Below are 13,873 nucleotides of genomic sequence, written 5' to 3' on the forward strand. Positions count from 1 at the left end.
CCGGCCCTCCTCGAGCGACGCCGCGGACCCCCGACCGCGGCGCCGTGGCTCAGTCGACCGCGAGCGCCTCCACGGGGGAGGTGCGCGCCGCCGAGCGACCGGGCAGCACCGAGGCGAGCAGCCCCGCGAGCACCGCGACCACGAGCACGAGGCCCAGGTGGGCCCACGGCACGACGAGCGACACGTCGGCGAGCTCGCCGAGCAGCGTCCACGCCCCGGCCCACCCGTAGACGAGGCCCAGGAGCGACCCCACGAGCGCACCGACCAGCGCGATGAGCACGCCCTCGACGGCGAGCGTGCTGCGCAGCTGACGCCGTGACAGCCCGATCGCGCGCAGGGTCGCGGACTCGCGCCTGCGCTCGATCACCGAGAGCGAGAGCGTGTTGGCGACGCCCACCAGGGCGATCACCACGGCCACGCCGAGCAGGCCCACGACCACCGCCAGCAGGGTGTCGACCACCCGCTGGTAGAAGGCGCGCTCGACGGCCGCCCCGGCGGTCGACACGGCCAGCTCCGTGTCAGCGGCGGTGTCCGCGATGGTGGTCACGAGCTCGGAGGCCGAGTCGAGATCGTCGAGCGTGAGCCACAGGGCGTTCGCGGGAGCACCCGGGGCGATCTCGTCCAGGGTGTCCTTCGTCAGCAGCACGGCGTCGGCCTCGAACGACGTCGTGACGACGTCCAGGGTGAGCTCTCCGCTGCTGCCGCTGATGGTGACGGTGCCGCTCTCGGGGATCCCGTACCAGCGCGTGACCTGCTCGGGCACGAGCACCGTGCCGTCCGTGAGCCCGTCGACGTGCTCGGGGGCACGCATGAGCTCACGCACCTCGTCGAGCTCGACGCCCTGGGCGGTCACGCTCATCGGCGCGTCGCCGCCGTCGGGCCAGGTGACCTCGACCGGTGCACCCGTGAGCAGGCTCGTGGCACCCACGCCGTCGAGCTCGGAGACCGTCGTGACGAACCCTTCGGGCAGGCCGTCGCGGGTGACCTCGGGGGCCGCCCCGGTCACGGCCACGTCGACGGCGAACCGCTCGTCGAGCGTCCGGTCGAGCGCGACCCGCGTGGTCGCGGCACCCGTCGCCATCATCGCGACGAGCGTCACGCCGATGAGCAGGGCCGCACTCGTGGCCGACGTGCGCCGCGGGTTGCGGATGCTGTTGGCCGCGGCGAGGCGCGCGGGCGGGCCGCCGAGCCGCGCGGCCCCGCGGCCGAGCAGGCCGACCACGCGCGGCACCCAGAACACCGCTCCGACGAGCACCCCGACGAACGAGACCGCGCCGCCGAGCACGGCGATGCCGAGGCCGAGCATCGGGTCGATCGAGACCGCGAGCATGCCGAGCACGAGACCGGCGGTCCCGCCCACCACGAGCAGGCCGGCGAACCAGGCGCGCACGCGCCCGCCGCGCTCGGCGAGCCGCGGCGCGGTGACCGGTGCGAGCGCCGCGAGGGGCGAGACGCGTGTCGCGGCCCGGGCCGGGGTGAGCGAGGCGCCCACGGTCACGATCACGCCCGCGAGGAGCGGGACGACGACGGCGGCCACGGACGGCGTGATGGTCGCGGGCACCGGCACGTCGGTGCTGCTGCCGAGGATGGCCAGGACCACCTGGATGACGCCCGCGCCGACCAGCAGCCCCGTGAGCGACGCGGCGACGCCGAGCAGCAGCGCCTCGACCACCACCGAGCGGCGCAGCTGCCGCCTGTCGGCGCCCACGCAGCGCAGCAGCGCGAGGGTGCGCGTGCGCTGGGCGACGAGCACCTGGAACGTGTTGGCGATGACGAGCGCCGCGACGAGCAGGGCGACCGCCCCGAAGGCGAGGACGACGCTGGTCAGGCCGCGGGTCTGGCCCGTCAGCTCCTCGAGCAGCGCCATCGCGTGCTCGTCCTGCGTGCGGACGATCGCGTCGGTGCCTTCGAGCGCCGCACGCGCGGCGTCCTGGGTCGCACCGACGTCGCTCCCGGGCGCCAGGGCCATGAGGGCGAGGTCGAGGTACGCCGTCTCGTCGCTGCTCCCGGTGAGCCCGGCCCACGCGTCGAAGGTCGTGTCGCTCACGATCGCGTCCCCGGGCATGCCCAGCACCTCGGCCGCTCCGTCCTCGAGCACGCCGACGACGGTCAGCCGTTCCTTGCGCACCTCGGTCGTCGTGGTCCCGTCGGCAGCCGCCGGATCCTCGGTGAAGGCGGTCACCAGGCTCGTGACGGTGTCGCCGAGCCCGACCTCGAGCCGGTCGGCGAGCGAACCGGGGAGCGCGACCTCGGAGCCGGACGACGGCAGGCGACCCTCGGCCGGGTTCGAGGACTCCAGGCGCGGGTGCACGGCCTCCGTGCGCACGCCGGTCCAGGCGACGCCGCCGGGACCGGCCATCTCGACGCCGAGCACGTGCTCGGTGCCGACAGCGTCGACGCCGGGGACCTCGCGCAGCGCGTCGAGCTCGGTGGGCGTGAGCCCCGCGTTCGAGAGCACGACGAGGTCGGCGTCGGCGAAGGTCGTGGTGAGCGCGTCGTACGTGGTGCGGGTCAGTGCGTTGCCCGCGAGCAGCGTCGCGGTGAGGAACGCGGTCCCGATCGCGATCGCGACCCCTGCCGCCGCGAGCCTGCCGAGGCTGCGGCGCATCTGGGCCAGGGTGAGGCGCAGCATCAGCGCACCGCCGGCTCGTCGAGCGAACGCAGCGCGTCGAGACCCGCGAGCACGGACTCGGGCGTGGGCGAGGAGATGTCGCCCGCGATGCGCCCGTCCGCGATCATCACGACGCGGTCCGCGTACGCGGCCGCCGACGGGTCGTGCGTGACCATGATGATGGTGCGGCCCAGCTCGCGGACCGAGCGGCGCAGGAAGCTGAGTACCTGGGCGCCGGAGCGGGAGTCGAGGTTGCCCGTGGGCTCGTCGGCGAAGACGACCTCGGGCTTGGCGATGAGGGCGCGCGCGATCGCGACGCGCTGCTGCTGGCCGCCCGAGAGCTGGCTGGGGCGGTGCGTGAGCCGGTCGGCGATGCCGAGCGTGTCCGCGAGCGTCGCGAACCACGTGCGGTCCACCGCGGTGCCGGCGAGCTCGAGGGGCAGCAGGATGTTCTGCTCGGCCGTGAACATCGGCAGCAGGTTGAAGGACTGGAAGACGAAGCCGATGCGGTCGCGGCGCAGCTCGGTGAGCTGCTGGTCGCCCAGCGTCGTCACGTCGGTCGTGCCGAGCCACGCCTGGCCCGCGGTCGCCTGGTCGAGGCCCGCGAGCAGGTGCATGAGCGTCGACTTGCCCGAGCCCGACGGGCCCATGATGGCCGTGAAGGCCCCCGCCTCGAAGTCGATGTCGACCCCGGCGAGCGCGTGCACCGCGGCCTCACCGCTGCCGTAGGTCTTGCGCAGGCCGCGCGCGCGGACGGCGGTCGCGCCGTCGTGCTCGCGCGGGGCGCCCGACGGGGCCGGGGTCGTGCTGGGGCTGAGGTCCACGGTGTCTCCTGGTGCTCGTTCGTTCACGACGACGACGCTACGGACGGTCGGGGAGCGGGCGCGTCGGGCCGCGGCATGGTCCCGTGGGAGGGCGTGTCATCCCGTGGTCGGACGGCGCGTCAGCCCGGAGGGTCGGCGTCGGCGTGGCCCACGGTGACCCGGGTGGCGCCGCGCCTGCGGCCGGTCGCTCACGAACCCGGGCGGACCAGCCCCGACTCGTAGGCGGCGACGACGGCCTGGACCCTGTCGCGCGCGCCGAGCTTGGCCAGGATGCGCCCGACGTGCGTCTTCACGGTGGCCTCGGCGACGAACAGGTCGTGGCCGATCTCGGTGTTGGAACGGCCGCGCGCCATGAGCACGAGCACCTCGCGCTCGCGGTCCGTCAGCTCGTCCATGCCCGGGTGGGGGGTCGCGGGGGCGTCGTCGGGCAGGGCCGTCACCAGGTGCTCGAGCAGACGCCTGGTCGACGACGGCGCGATCACCGCGTCGCCCGCGTGCACGGTCCGGATCGCCGCGAGCATCTCCTCGGGCGGCGCGTCCTTGAGCAGGAACCCGCTCGCACCGGCCTTGATCGCGGCAAGCACGTACTCGTCGAGGTCGAACGTCGTGAGCACGATCACCCGCGGGGCTGGTCGGGCGTCGGTGCCGCCGGCCGTGAGCTGCTCGGTCGCCGCCAGGCCGTCCAGGTGCGGCATCCGCACGTCCATGAGGACGACGTCGGCGCGCACCGCGGCGAGCCGGTGCAGCGCCTCGCGTCCGTCGCCCGCCTCGGTCACCACCTCGAGGTCCGGCTGGGAGTCGATCACCATGCGGAAGCCCGCGCGCACCAGCTGCTGGTCGTCCACGAGCGCCACCCGGATGGCGGCGAGGGGCTGCTCGGTCACGACGACTCCTCGAGGGCGGGGATGGGGATCTCGGCGCGCACACGGTACCCACCGCCGGGACGCGGCCCCACGGTCAGGGTGCCGCCGAGCATCGCGGCGCGCTCGCGCATGCCGAGCACGCCCTGGCCGGCGCCGTCCGACTCGGCGTCGGCCGCCGCCCCCCGGCCGTCGTCGGTCACCTCGAGCACGAGGGACCGAGCGGTCCACTGCACGAGCACGGTCGCGGTGGGCTCGGGCCCGGCGTGCTTGAGGATGTTGGTGAGCGACTCCTGGCAGATCCGGTAGACCGTGAGGCCTGTCCCCGGCGGCAGCGGTCGCGCGACTCCCATCCGCACGAGCGAGATCCGCACCCCTGAGCCGCGCACCTGCTCCACGAGCGTCTCGACGTCGCCGACGGCAGGCTGGGGGACCAGGTCGGCAGGGCCCTGCGGCGCGGGCGGTGGCTGGGACGCGCCGCGCGGGGTCGAGACCGAGGGCACCGCCTCGCCGGTCCGCTCGGCCGTGCGCTCGCCGTTCTCGGTGGGGCGCAGCACGCCGAGGAGCCGTCGCATGTCGGCGAGGGCGGCACGCCCGGTCTCGCCGATCGTGGTGAGGGAGCGCGTCGCGGCGTCCGGGTCCTGCGCGGCCGCGTACCGGCCGCCGTCGGCCTGCGCGATGATCACCGAGAGCGAGTGGGCCACGATGTCGTGCATCTCGCGCGCGATCCGCGCGCGCTCGGCCGCCGTCGCGATGCGCGCCTGCTGGTCCCGCTCGACCTCGAGGCGTCGGGCACGGTCGCGCAGCGAGTCGACCATCTCGCGGCGGGACCTGCGCACGAGCCCGATCGCGAACGTCGCGACGGCGCACAGGCTGTACACGATCGTGAGGCCCAGGCCCGCGTCGAGGCCCACGCCCTGCAGCGCGAGGGCGCCGACGCCCGCCGAGCCGGCGAGCGCGCCCAGGATCGCCGTGCGGTAGGCCCACCGCGGGCCGTGCACCGTGACGGAGTAGAGCGCGACGAGCACGAGCAGGTCCGCCGGGAAGATCAGGTCGACGCCGATGACGAGCTGGAACAGCCCCACCGTGAAGACCGCCGCGGCGGACGCCGCGGGACGCACGCGTCGCCAGGCGAGGGCGACGCACATGCCGAGGGCGATCCACGGCGCCGCGGGGGTGCCGTACGTGGTGTCGAACGTCGCCGAGGCCGGCACCACGACCAGCGCGGTGAGCGCGGCCCAGGCCGCGTCGACCGTGAACCGGTTCGTCTCGTCCCACGCGCCGACGCGCTCCCACCACCGCACCGCGCCAGCGTAGGGGCCGGGCGCCGGCCCGGGATCGGACCGTGGGCCGACCCTCGCTCCACCCCCGGGACTACGAGCGGCCACGGGCGTCGCGGAGCCCGGAGCCAGGCGGCGCAGAAGTCCCGACAGGGCGTCGCGGCGTCCCACCACACCGTGATCGGGTGTGGCTAGCATGGCCCCCATGACCCAGGTTCTCTTGGCAGAGGATGACCCGGCCATTGCCGAGCCGTTGGCGCGGGCCCTCGGCCGAGAGGGGTACGACGTGGTCGTGCAAGGCACGGGTCAAGGCGCGATCGACTCCGCCTCTGGTGCGGACATGGTGATCCTGGACCTGGGCCTGCCGGACATGGACGGCCTCGACGTCGCGCGGTGGATCCGGAACCAGGGCCTGACCACCCCGGTGCTCGTGCTCACGGCGCGTGCCGACGAGGTGGATCTCGTGGTGGGCCTCGACGCGGGTGCGGACGACTACGTGACCAAGCCCTTCCGCCTGGCCGAGCTCCTCGCGCGCGTGCGCGCGCTGCTGCGCAGGTCACACACCGACGGCACCGAGGAGGACGAGGTCGCGGCGCAGAACGTGCGTCTCGACCTCGCCGCGCACCGTGCGTTCCAGGGCGAGCGTGAGCTGCATCTGACGGCGAAGGAGTTCGACCTGCTGCGCGTGCTCGTGCGCGAGGCAGGCTCGGTGGTGTCGCGCGACCAGCTCATGCGCGACGTGTGGGGCTCGGACCCGAGCGGCTCGACCAAGACGCTCGACATGCACGTGTCGTGGCTGCGCCGCAAGCTCGGCGACGACGCGAACTCGCCGCGCTACATCTCGACCGTGCGGGGCATGGGCTTCCGGTTCGAGACCGGCACGTGACGGGCTGACGCGCCGTGCGACGCCGCGTGCTCCAGGCGACGATCGCCGCCGTCACGGTCGCCGTCGTGCTGCTCGGCATCCCGCTCGGGTTCTACGGGGCCCAGCTGGTGAGCGAGGGTGAGGTCAACGAGGTCGAGACGCGGGCCGAGAACCTCGCGCGCCAGGTCGAGAGCCGGGTCGCGAGCGGCCGTGACATCACCGAGGACCTGCTCGAGCCCTACGTCGGCGGCGAGGAGGGCAACCTCGCCGCATCCGTCTCCGTGGTGGCTCCCGACGGCACCCGGCTGAGCGTCGGCGAGCCCGTCGAGGGCCGCGCCCACCCCGAGGTGGTGCGCACCGAGAGCGGCGCGATCGTGCTGATCTCGGTCGACGCCTGGTCCATCTTCTGGCGGACGGCACGGGCCGTCGGGCTCGTGGTCGCGGCGTCGGTCGTCGCGTTCGGCGCCGGCATCGCGATGGCGCTCTGGCAGGCGCAACGTCTGGCCGCACCGCTGGTCTACCTCGCGGCGAGCGCCGAGCAGCTCGGTTCGGGTCAGGTGCGCCCGCGGCTCGAGGCGTCGGGGGTCGAGGAGATCGACCTGGTCGCGGCCGAGCTCGCGCGCTCGGCCGACCGTCTCGCGGGGCGCCTCGCGGCCGAGCGGCAGTTCGCGGCGGACGCCTCGCACCAGCTCCGCACCCCGCTCACCGCCCTGTCGATGCGGCTCGAGGAGATCTCGGCGGCCACCGACAAGGACGAGGTGCGTGAGGAGGCCCGCATCTCGCTCGAGCAGGTGGAGCGGCTCGTCACCGTGGTCGACGACCTGCTGACCCGCTCGCGCCGCGCGTCGGGCGGCACCACCGAGGCGGTCCACCTGGTCGAGGTGGTGCGTCAGCAGGAGGAGGAGTGGCGTCCGGCCTACGCCGCCGCGGGCAGGCGCCTGGCCGTCGAGGTGCCCGACGACGTCACGGTGCTCGCGACCCCGGGTGCGCTCGCCCAGGTGCTCGCGACGCTGATCGAGAACTCGCTGACGCACGGCGGCGGCACAACGACGGTGCGCTCGCGCGCCTCGGGCCCGGCCGGGATGGTGGTGCTCGAGGTCGCCGACGAGGGCCCGGGCGTGCCCGACGACCTCGCCCCGCGCATCTTCGAGCGCGAGGTGACCTCGGGGCGTGGCACGGGCCTCGGCCTGTCGCTCGCGCGTGACCTCGTGGCGGCCGACGGCGGTCGGCTCGAGCTCGCGCAGCGCCGTCCGCCCGTCTTCGCGGTCTTCCTCGCGGGGGTGCCGCGCACCCTCGACCCCGACCTCGTGCTCCCGCGCGGAGCGCTCGTCTCACCCCGCAAGGGCCGCCGTCTGCGCCGCGGTCCCGCGCGCTGAGCCGTGTCGCGCGACCCAGGTCCTGCACGGGGCCGCCACCGCCCCGGCACCTGCCCCGACTAGACTCCCGGGTTCCTGACGAAAGGCCGCGTCCCACGATGTTCCGCCTCGACAGCCCCGTGCAGCACTACGCGTGGGGCTCGACCACCCAGCTGCCCGAGCTCCTCGGTGTCGAGCCCGACGGGCGCCCGTTCGCGGAGCTCTGGATGGGTGCCCACCCCGCGGCGCCGTCGTCCGCGCTGCTGGCCGACCCCGAGGGCGACGTCCGGCGGGTGCGGCTCGACGAGGTCATCGACCGCACGCCCGACGAGCTGCTGGGCGAGCGCGTGCGCGAGGCGCACGGGACGCAGCTGCCCTACCTGCTCAAGGTGCTCGCGGTCGAGCGGCCGCTCTCGCTCCAGGTGCATCCCGACCTGGAGCACGCACGCGCGGGCTTCGCGCGCGAGCAGGCCGCGGGCATCCCGCTCGACTCGCCCCTGCGCTCGTTCAAGGACGCCGAGCACAAGCCCGAGCTGGTGGTCGCGCTCACCCGGTTCGACGCGCTGAGCGGGTTCCGCCGGCCCGAGCGCGTGCTCGAGCTGCTCGACGGCCTCGACACACCGCTCACCGCACGGCTGCGCGCGATGCTGACGGCCGAGCCCGACGCCGACGGGGTGCGCCGCGCGTTCGAGAGCCTGCTCGCCCCCGCCCCGGCCGACGAGGTGGTCGCGACCGCCGCCGCGTGCGACGCGCGGCTGCGGGCCGGCAGCCACTGCCCGCGGGCCGACGGCACCGTCGTGGGCCTCGCGCAGTGGTACCCGGGGGACCCCGGGGCGATCGCCTCGCTCTTCCTCAACCGCGTCACGCTCGAGCCGGGGGAGGCGATGTTCGTCCCCGCGGGCTCGGTGCACGCGTACCTCGCGGGCTCGGCGCTCGAGATCATGGCGTGCTCGGACAACGTGCTGCGTGCCGGGCTCACGGGCAAGCACGTGGACGTCGCCGCGCTGCTCGAGTGCACGGTCTACGAGCCCGGTCCGACGCTACGTCCCGAGCCCGACCGACCGGACCCGACGACGGCCGTCTACCGCGGGCCGGCGCGCGAGTTCGCGCTCGGCGTCACGACCGTGCGCCGCTCGGCGGGGACGGTCGCGCTCCCGGGCGACGGTCCGCGCATCGTGCTGTGCCTCGAGGGTCGGGTCGAGCTCGAGGCCGACGGCGGCTCGCTCACGCTGACCCGCGGGCAGGCGGCGCTGGTCGCGGCAGCCGACGGGCCCGCTCAGGTGCGGGGAGCCGGCACGCTCGCGACCGCGTTCACGCCGGTGCCCACCGCATCGGCGCCCGTCCCGGACGTCGTGCGCGTGTCGTCGTCGTCCACGCCCCTCCCCGCCCCGTCGGCCACGGGGCTGACGGCGGCCGCGCCGGGGAACACCAGCCAGCGGTAGGCCACGTAGCGGAAGGCTGTGCCGAGCGCGAGGCCCACGACGTTGGCGGCGACGTTGTCGGCGAGGGGCGACGTGAGGCCGAGCACGTACCGCGAGACGGCGAGGCACGCGACCGCGATGCCCATGCCGCCCAGGTTGACCAGCACGAACCCCACGAGCTCGGCCGGTACCGGGTGCCGCCGTCGGCTCGGGAAGGTCCAGTACCGACTGCCCAGCCAGGCGACCACGGTCGCGACCGAGGCCGAGACCACCTTGGCGGTGAGCGGCTTCTCGCCGAGCAACCCGCCGGGCCCCAGCAGCAGCAGGTTGAACAGGCCGGCGTCGACCACGTAGGCGACCGCCCCGACGGAGCCGAAGCGCGCGAGCTCGGCGAGACGTGACCGCACGGGCGCCTCCACTTCCGCTCGGGTGACCCACCGAGCGTAGACGGACACCGGCCGAGGTGCGTGCCCGGCGTTGTTAGTCTCGGCGCTCGTGACCGGACCAGTGGTGGCAGTGATCGGCGGCGGCCAGCTCGCACGGATGATGGCGCCCGCGGCCTCGGCGCTCGGGGTGCACCTGAGGGTGCTCGTCGAGGCGCCCACGGGCTCGGCCGCCCAGGTGCTCGCCGACGCGCCCGTGGGTCTGCCCGCCGACGTCGACGCGGTGGTGGAGCTCGTCGCGGGCGACACCGGGCGGCCGGCCGCCCGGGTGCTGACCGTCGAGCACGAGCACGTGCCCGCCGAGGTCGCCCACGCGGTCGCCGAGCGCGGTGTGCCGGTGCGCCCGCGGCCCGAGGCCCTGCTGCACGCGCGCGACAAGGTCGCGATGCGTCGCCGGCTCGGCGAGCTGGGCGTCCCCGGCCCGGACTGGGCCGAGCTGGCGGACGCCGGTGCGCTCGAGGCGTTCCTCGCCGATCACGACGGCGTCGCCGTGGTCAAGACCGCGCGCGGGGGCTACGACGGCAAGGGCGTGCGCGTGGTGCGCTCGGCCGACGAGGTGGCCGACTGGTTCGCTGCGGCGGCCGACGGCGGCCCTGGCCTGCTCGCGGAGGAGCGTGTGCCGTTCGTGCGAGAGCTCGCCGTGCTGCTCGCGCGCCGGCCCTCGGGTGAGGTGCGCGTGTGGCCCGTGACACAGACCGTGCAGGCCGGCGGCGTGTGCGCGGAGGCGATCGCCCCGGCGCCGGGCCTGGATCCGGCGCTCGAGCGCAGCGCGGTCGACGCGGCCGTGCGGGTGGCTGAGGGGCTCGACGTGACCGGTGTGCTCGCGGTCGAGATGTTCGAGGTACCCGCGGCCGGCGACGAGCCTGCGCGTGTGCTCGTCAACGAGCTCGCGATGCGCCCGCACAACTCGGGCCACTGGACCATCGAGGGTGCGGTGACGAGCCAGTTCGAGCAGCACCTGCGGGCCGTGCTCGACCTGCCGCTGGGAGAGACGCGCGCGGTGCACCGGTGGTCCGTCATGGCGAACGTGCTCGGCAGCTCGCTCGAGCGGCTGACGGATGCGCTGCCCGCCGTGACCGCGGACCCGGGGGTGCACGTGCACCTGTACGGCAAGGAGATCCGCGCGGGCCGCAAGCTCGGCCACGTGACGGTGTGCGGTGACGACCTGGACGACGTGCGCGCGCGGGCCCTGGCGGCCGCGGCGCTGCTGAGGGGAGACTCGGACCATGGGTGAGCAGCCGCTGGTCGGCGTGGTGATGGGTTCGGACTCCGACTGGCCCGTCATGGAGGCCGCGGCGACGGTGCTCGACGAGCTTGGCGTGCCGTACGAGGCCGACGTGGTCTCGGCCCACCGCATGCCGCTCGAGATGATCGAGTACGGCCGCTCGGCCGCGGACCGCGGCCTGCGCGTCGTCGTCGCGGGGGCCGGGGGAGCCGCGCACCTGCCGGGCATGCTGGCCTCGGTCACGCCGCTCCCCGTCATCGGCGTGCCCGTCCCGCTCGCACACCTCGACGGGATGGACTCGCTGCTCTCGATCGTGCAGATGCCCGCGGGCATCCCCGTCGCGACGGTGTCGGTGGGCGGTGCGCGCAACGCGGGCCTGCTCGCGGCGCGCATCCTCGGCGCGGGGGAGGGAGCCGAGGCCGAGCGCCTGCGTGCCGCGCTCGTGCGCTTCGGTGACGGCCTGCGTGAGCAGGCACTCGCGAAGGGTGAGCGGCTGCGCTCGCGTCGGCAGGGCTCGGTCGGCTTCAGCGCCTGACGCTCGGCTCATCGGAGCCCGCGCGCGCCACACCACCGCCCACGCGCCACCGCCAGTGGCGCCACGCGCCGCGACGCACCCCGGGTCGCGCGTCGTACGTGACCGACCTAAGGTCACAGAATGGTAACGACTGCCCCGGTCGCGGCTGCCGGCGCCGCGACTCCGAGCCCGACCCCCGCCACGCCCGCGCGGCCGCGGACACGCGCGGCGGGGTCGGGGCGCGAGCGGCGGCGCCTGCACAGCCTCGACGGGCTGCGCTTCGCTGCCGCCGTCGGCGTGATGCTCTACCACTTCACTGCGATGTGGAGCGAGTCGTGGGACCGGAGCCCGGGTGAGATCTTCCCGACCCTCGGTGGCGCGATGATCTACCTCACGCTCGCGCCCGAGCTCTTCTTCGTCGTGAGCGGGTTCGTCATCCTGTGGACCGCGTGGGGGCGCGACGTCGCGGGCTTCGCGGCCTCGCGGCTCGCGCGCCTGTACCCGCCGTACTGGGCCGCCCTCGCGCTGACGTCGGTGCTGCTCCTGGTGCTCTGGCCCGCCGGCAAGGACCTCACCTGGGGTGAGGCACTCGTCAACACGACCCTCCTCCAGGAGCCGCTCGGCGTGCGCCACGTCGACGGCGTCTACTGGACGCTCTGGGCCGAGCTGCGCTTCTACGCCCTCGTCGCCGTGCTCGTGGCCGTGGGGCTCAGCACGCGCCGGGTGATCGCGTTCGCGGCCCTGTGGCCACCGCTCGCGCTGCTCGTCGAGCGGCTCGGCTGGGAGGTGCCGACGATGCTGCTCATGCCGCGCTACGCGCCGTACTTCGCGGGCGGCATGCTCCTGTTCCTGGTCTTCCGGGACGGGCACCGCCCGTGGCTGTGGGCGCTGGTGGGCGGCAACGTGATGCTCGCGCTGCACACCACCGTCGAGCCCACGGTGAGCACGATCGCCCAGGTCACGGTGTTCGAGGCGGATCCGCGGCTCGTGACGCTCGCGGTGCTGTCGACCTTCGGGGGCGTCGCGCTGCTCACGATGAGCCCGCTCGCGCGGCTCAGCTGGGGCGTGCTGCCGGGTCTCGGCGCGATCACCTACGGCGTGTACCTGGTGCACCAGTTCTGGGGCCTGTGGGTCATCGACCTGCTGCACGACCACCTGCCGCCGTACCTCACCCTCGCGGCCGCGGTGGCGGTGAGCATCGGCCTCGCACTGGTGATCCACCACGGGGTGGAGAAGCGTCTGCACGGCCCGGTGCGTGACGTCCTCGAGCGCGCGCTGCGGCCGGGTCCTGGGCGGGCCTGAACGGCGACCGACGCCCGGACGTCACCCGGCCGGAGCCGCTCGGCGTGCGCCCGCCGCACGGCGTCACCCGCACGGCGTCACTCGCGCGACGTCACTCGGGGACGCCGCCCACCTTCCCGGGCTCGAGCGTCCCGTTCATGATCGCGGGGTACAGCTCGGCGTTGCGCGCGTCGTCGAGCAGCACGGTCGACCCGACGCCGCCGGGGCGGTGGTCCATCGACGCGATCCACGGCGTGCCGGTCACGCCATCGGGCCCGGTGGCCGAACGGAACGCGAGGGCCATGCGCCCGAGGTCGAGGATGTTCGTCCCCTGGCTGACCGCGAGCGCGTCGGTGCCCGCGCGCGCGAGCCTGACCTGCTCGCCGGGGTTGACGAGGGTGCCGACGTTCGCGGCCTCTTTCGTGACCGCCTTGATGAGCTGCTGCTGGCGTGCACCGCGCCCGACGTCGCCCTCGGGGTCCGAGTACCGCATACGGGCGAACGCCAGTGCCGTCTTCCCGTCGGAGACGTGGCAGCCGGCGGTCCACTCGAGCTTCGACTTCTGGTCGCTCACGTCCTGGTCGAGGCACAGCTCGACGCCGTCGAGCGCGTCCACGAGCCCCGCCACCCCGTCGAAGCCCACCTCGACGTAGTGGTCGACGGTGAAGCCTGTGAGGTCCTCGACCGATGCGACCAGCAGCGGTGGACCACCCCAGGCGAAGGCCGCGTTGAGCTTGGCAGGCCCGTACCCGGGCACGTCGGTGTACGTGTCGCGCGGCAGGCTGAGCAGCGTGCTCGGGCCCGACGGCGGCACGTGCAGCAGCATGATCGTGTCGGTGCGCTCGCCCTCGGTGGAGTCCTGGCGCACCACCGAGCCGTCGCCGCGCGAGTCCGAGCCTGCGAGCAGGTACGTCGTGCCGGGGGTGTCGGCGGCGCCCGACGTCGCCTCGACGCGCTCGAGCCTGCCGTTGGCCCAGAACGCGAGGCCGAGCGGCCAGGCGAGCAGCAGCGCGAGCACGAGCGCGAGCACCACGAGTGCGCGTCGACCGCGGCGACGACGCGACGGCACGCCCACGGGGAGCGCGCCGCGCGTCCCTGGCCTGCCTGGTGCGCCCGCACCGGACTGCCTGCCGGCGGCGTCCGGCCTGACGGCCGCGGGCGTGCCGGCGGCCGCGCGCGCGGGGTCCCCGGCAC

Annotated in this window: 11 protein-coding genes and 1 pseudogene; 6 read left to right on the forward strand and 6 right to left on the reverse strand. The window is 74.8% G+C overall.

What is annotated here, in order from left to right:
* Positions 1-49 precede the first annotated feature (49 nt).
* The 4 genes from GXB85_RS15225 to GXB85_RS15240 form a co-directional block, all read right to left on the reverse strand.
* Complete coding sequence (locus GXB85_RS15225; RefSeq protein WP_161918513.1) at positions 50-2,632, reverse strand: ABC transporter permease; 2,583 nt, start codon at positions 2,630-2,632, stop codon at positions 50-52.
* Positions 2,632-3,435 carry an ABC transporter ATP-binding protein gene (locus tag GXB85_RS15230; protein WP_161918514.1) on the reverse strand — a complete coding sequence of 268 codons (804 nt, stop codon included), beginning with the start codon at positions 3,433-3,435 and terminating at the stop codon, positions 2,632-2,634. Before GXB85_RS15230 ends, GXB85_RS15225 begins: the two co-directional genes overlap by 1 nt.
* A gap of 188 nt (positions 3,436-3,623) precedes the next feature.
* Positions 3,624-4,319: a response regulator transcription factor gene (locus GXB85_RS15235; protein ID WP_161918515.1), complete on the reverse strand. Its 696-nt coding sequence runs from the start codon at positions 4,317-4,319 to the stop codon at positions 3,624-3,626.
* Positions 4,316-5,599, reverse strand: coding sequence for a sensor histidine kinase (locus GXB85_RS15240; RefSeq protein WP_370524275.1), 1,284 nt, complete (start codon positions 5,597-5,599; stop codon positions 4,316-4,318). Before GXB85_RS15240 ends, GXB85_RS15235 begins: the two co-directional genes overlap by 4 nt.
* Before the next feature lie 181 nt (positions 5,600-5,780).
* Here GXB85_RS15240 and GXB85_RS15245 point away from each other — a divergent pair, with 181 nt between their 5' ends.
* The 3 genes from GXB85_RS15245 (at position 5,781) to manA (ending at position 9,237) form a co-directional block, all read left to right on the forward strand.
* On the forward strand, positions 5,781-6,461 hold the full coding sequence (locus tag GXB85_RS15245) for a response regulator transcription factor (protein WP_161918516.1): 681 nt from the start codon (positions 5,781-5,783) through the stop codon (positions 6,459-6,461).
* A gap of 14 nt (positions 6,462-6,475) precedes the next feature.
* Positions 6,476-7,816 carry an ATP-binding protein gene (locus tag GXB85_RS15250; RefSeq protein ID WP_161918517.1) on the forward strand — a complete coding sequence of 447 codons (1,341 nt, stop codon included), beginning with the start codon at positions 6,476-6,478 and terminating at the stop codon, positions 7,814-7,816.
* 98 nt (positions 7,817-7,914) lie between these two features.
* Positions 7,915-9,237: a mannose-6-phosphate isomerase, class I gene (gene manA / locus GXB85_RS15255; protein WP_202628044.1), complete on the forward strand. Its 1,323-nt coding sequence runs from the start codon at positions 7,915-7,917 to the stop codon at positions 9,235-9,237.
* Between the two features lie 41 nt (positions 9,238-9,278).
* On the opposite strand, the pseudogene GXB85_RS18965 reads toward manA, so the two are convergent.
* Positions 9,279-9,821 (reverse strand): annotated as a pseudogene (locus GXB85_RS18965) (GtrA family protein); the annotation flags it as partial.
* Between GXB85_RS18965 and GXB85_RS15265 the strand changes: the two are divergent.
* The 3 genes from GXB85_RS15265 to GXB85_RS15275 all read left to right on the forward strand — a co-directional run bounded on the left by GXB85_RS15265 (position 9,712) and on the right by GXB85_RS15275 (position 12,700).
* The gene (locus GXB85_RS15265) at positions 9,712-10,893 is read left to right on the forward strand and encodes a 5-(carboxyamino)imidazole ribonucleotide synthase (protein WP_161918519.1); all 1,182 of its coding nucleotides are present in this window, start codon (positions 9,712-9,714) and stop codon (positions 10,891-10,893) included. The pseudogene GXB85_RS18965 and the gene GXB85_RS15265 overlap by 110 nt on opposite strands.
* Positions 10,886-11,419, forward strand: a complete 534-nt coding sequence (purE, locus tag GXB85_RS15270; protein ID WP_161918520.1) for a 5-(carboxyamino)imidazole ribonucleotide mutase — start codon at positions 10,886-10,888, stop codon at positions 11,417-11,419. The genes GXB85_RS15265 and purE overlap by 8 nt, the downstream gene beginning before the upstream one ends.
* 120 nt (positions 11,420-11,539) lie before the next feature.
* Positions 11,540-12,700, forward strand: coding sequence for an acyltransferase (locus tag GXB85_RS15275; RefSeq protein WP_161918521.1), 1,161 nt, complete (start codon positions 11,540-11,542; stop codon positions 12,698-12,700).
* A 91-nt stretch (positions 12,701-12,791) separates the two neighbouring features.
* Here the strand turns inward: GXB85_RS15275 and GXB85_RS15280 are convergent.
* Positions 12,792-13,873: LCP family protein (locus tag GXB85_RS15280; protein ID WP_237728309.1), on the reverse strand; the 1,082-nt coding region annotated here is incomplete at its 5' end.

It is taken from the genome of Cellulomonas sp. APG4 (assembly GCF_009996735.1).
GTDB lineage: Bacteria > Actinomycetota > Actinomycetes > Actinomycetales > Cellulomonadaceae > Actinotalea.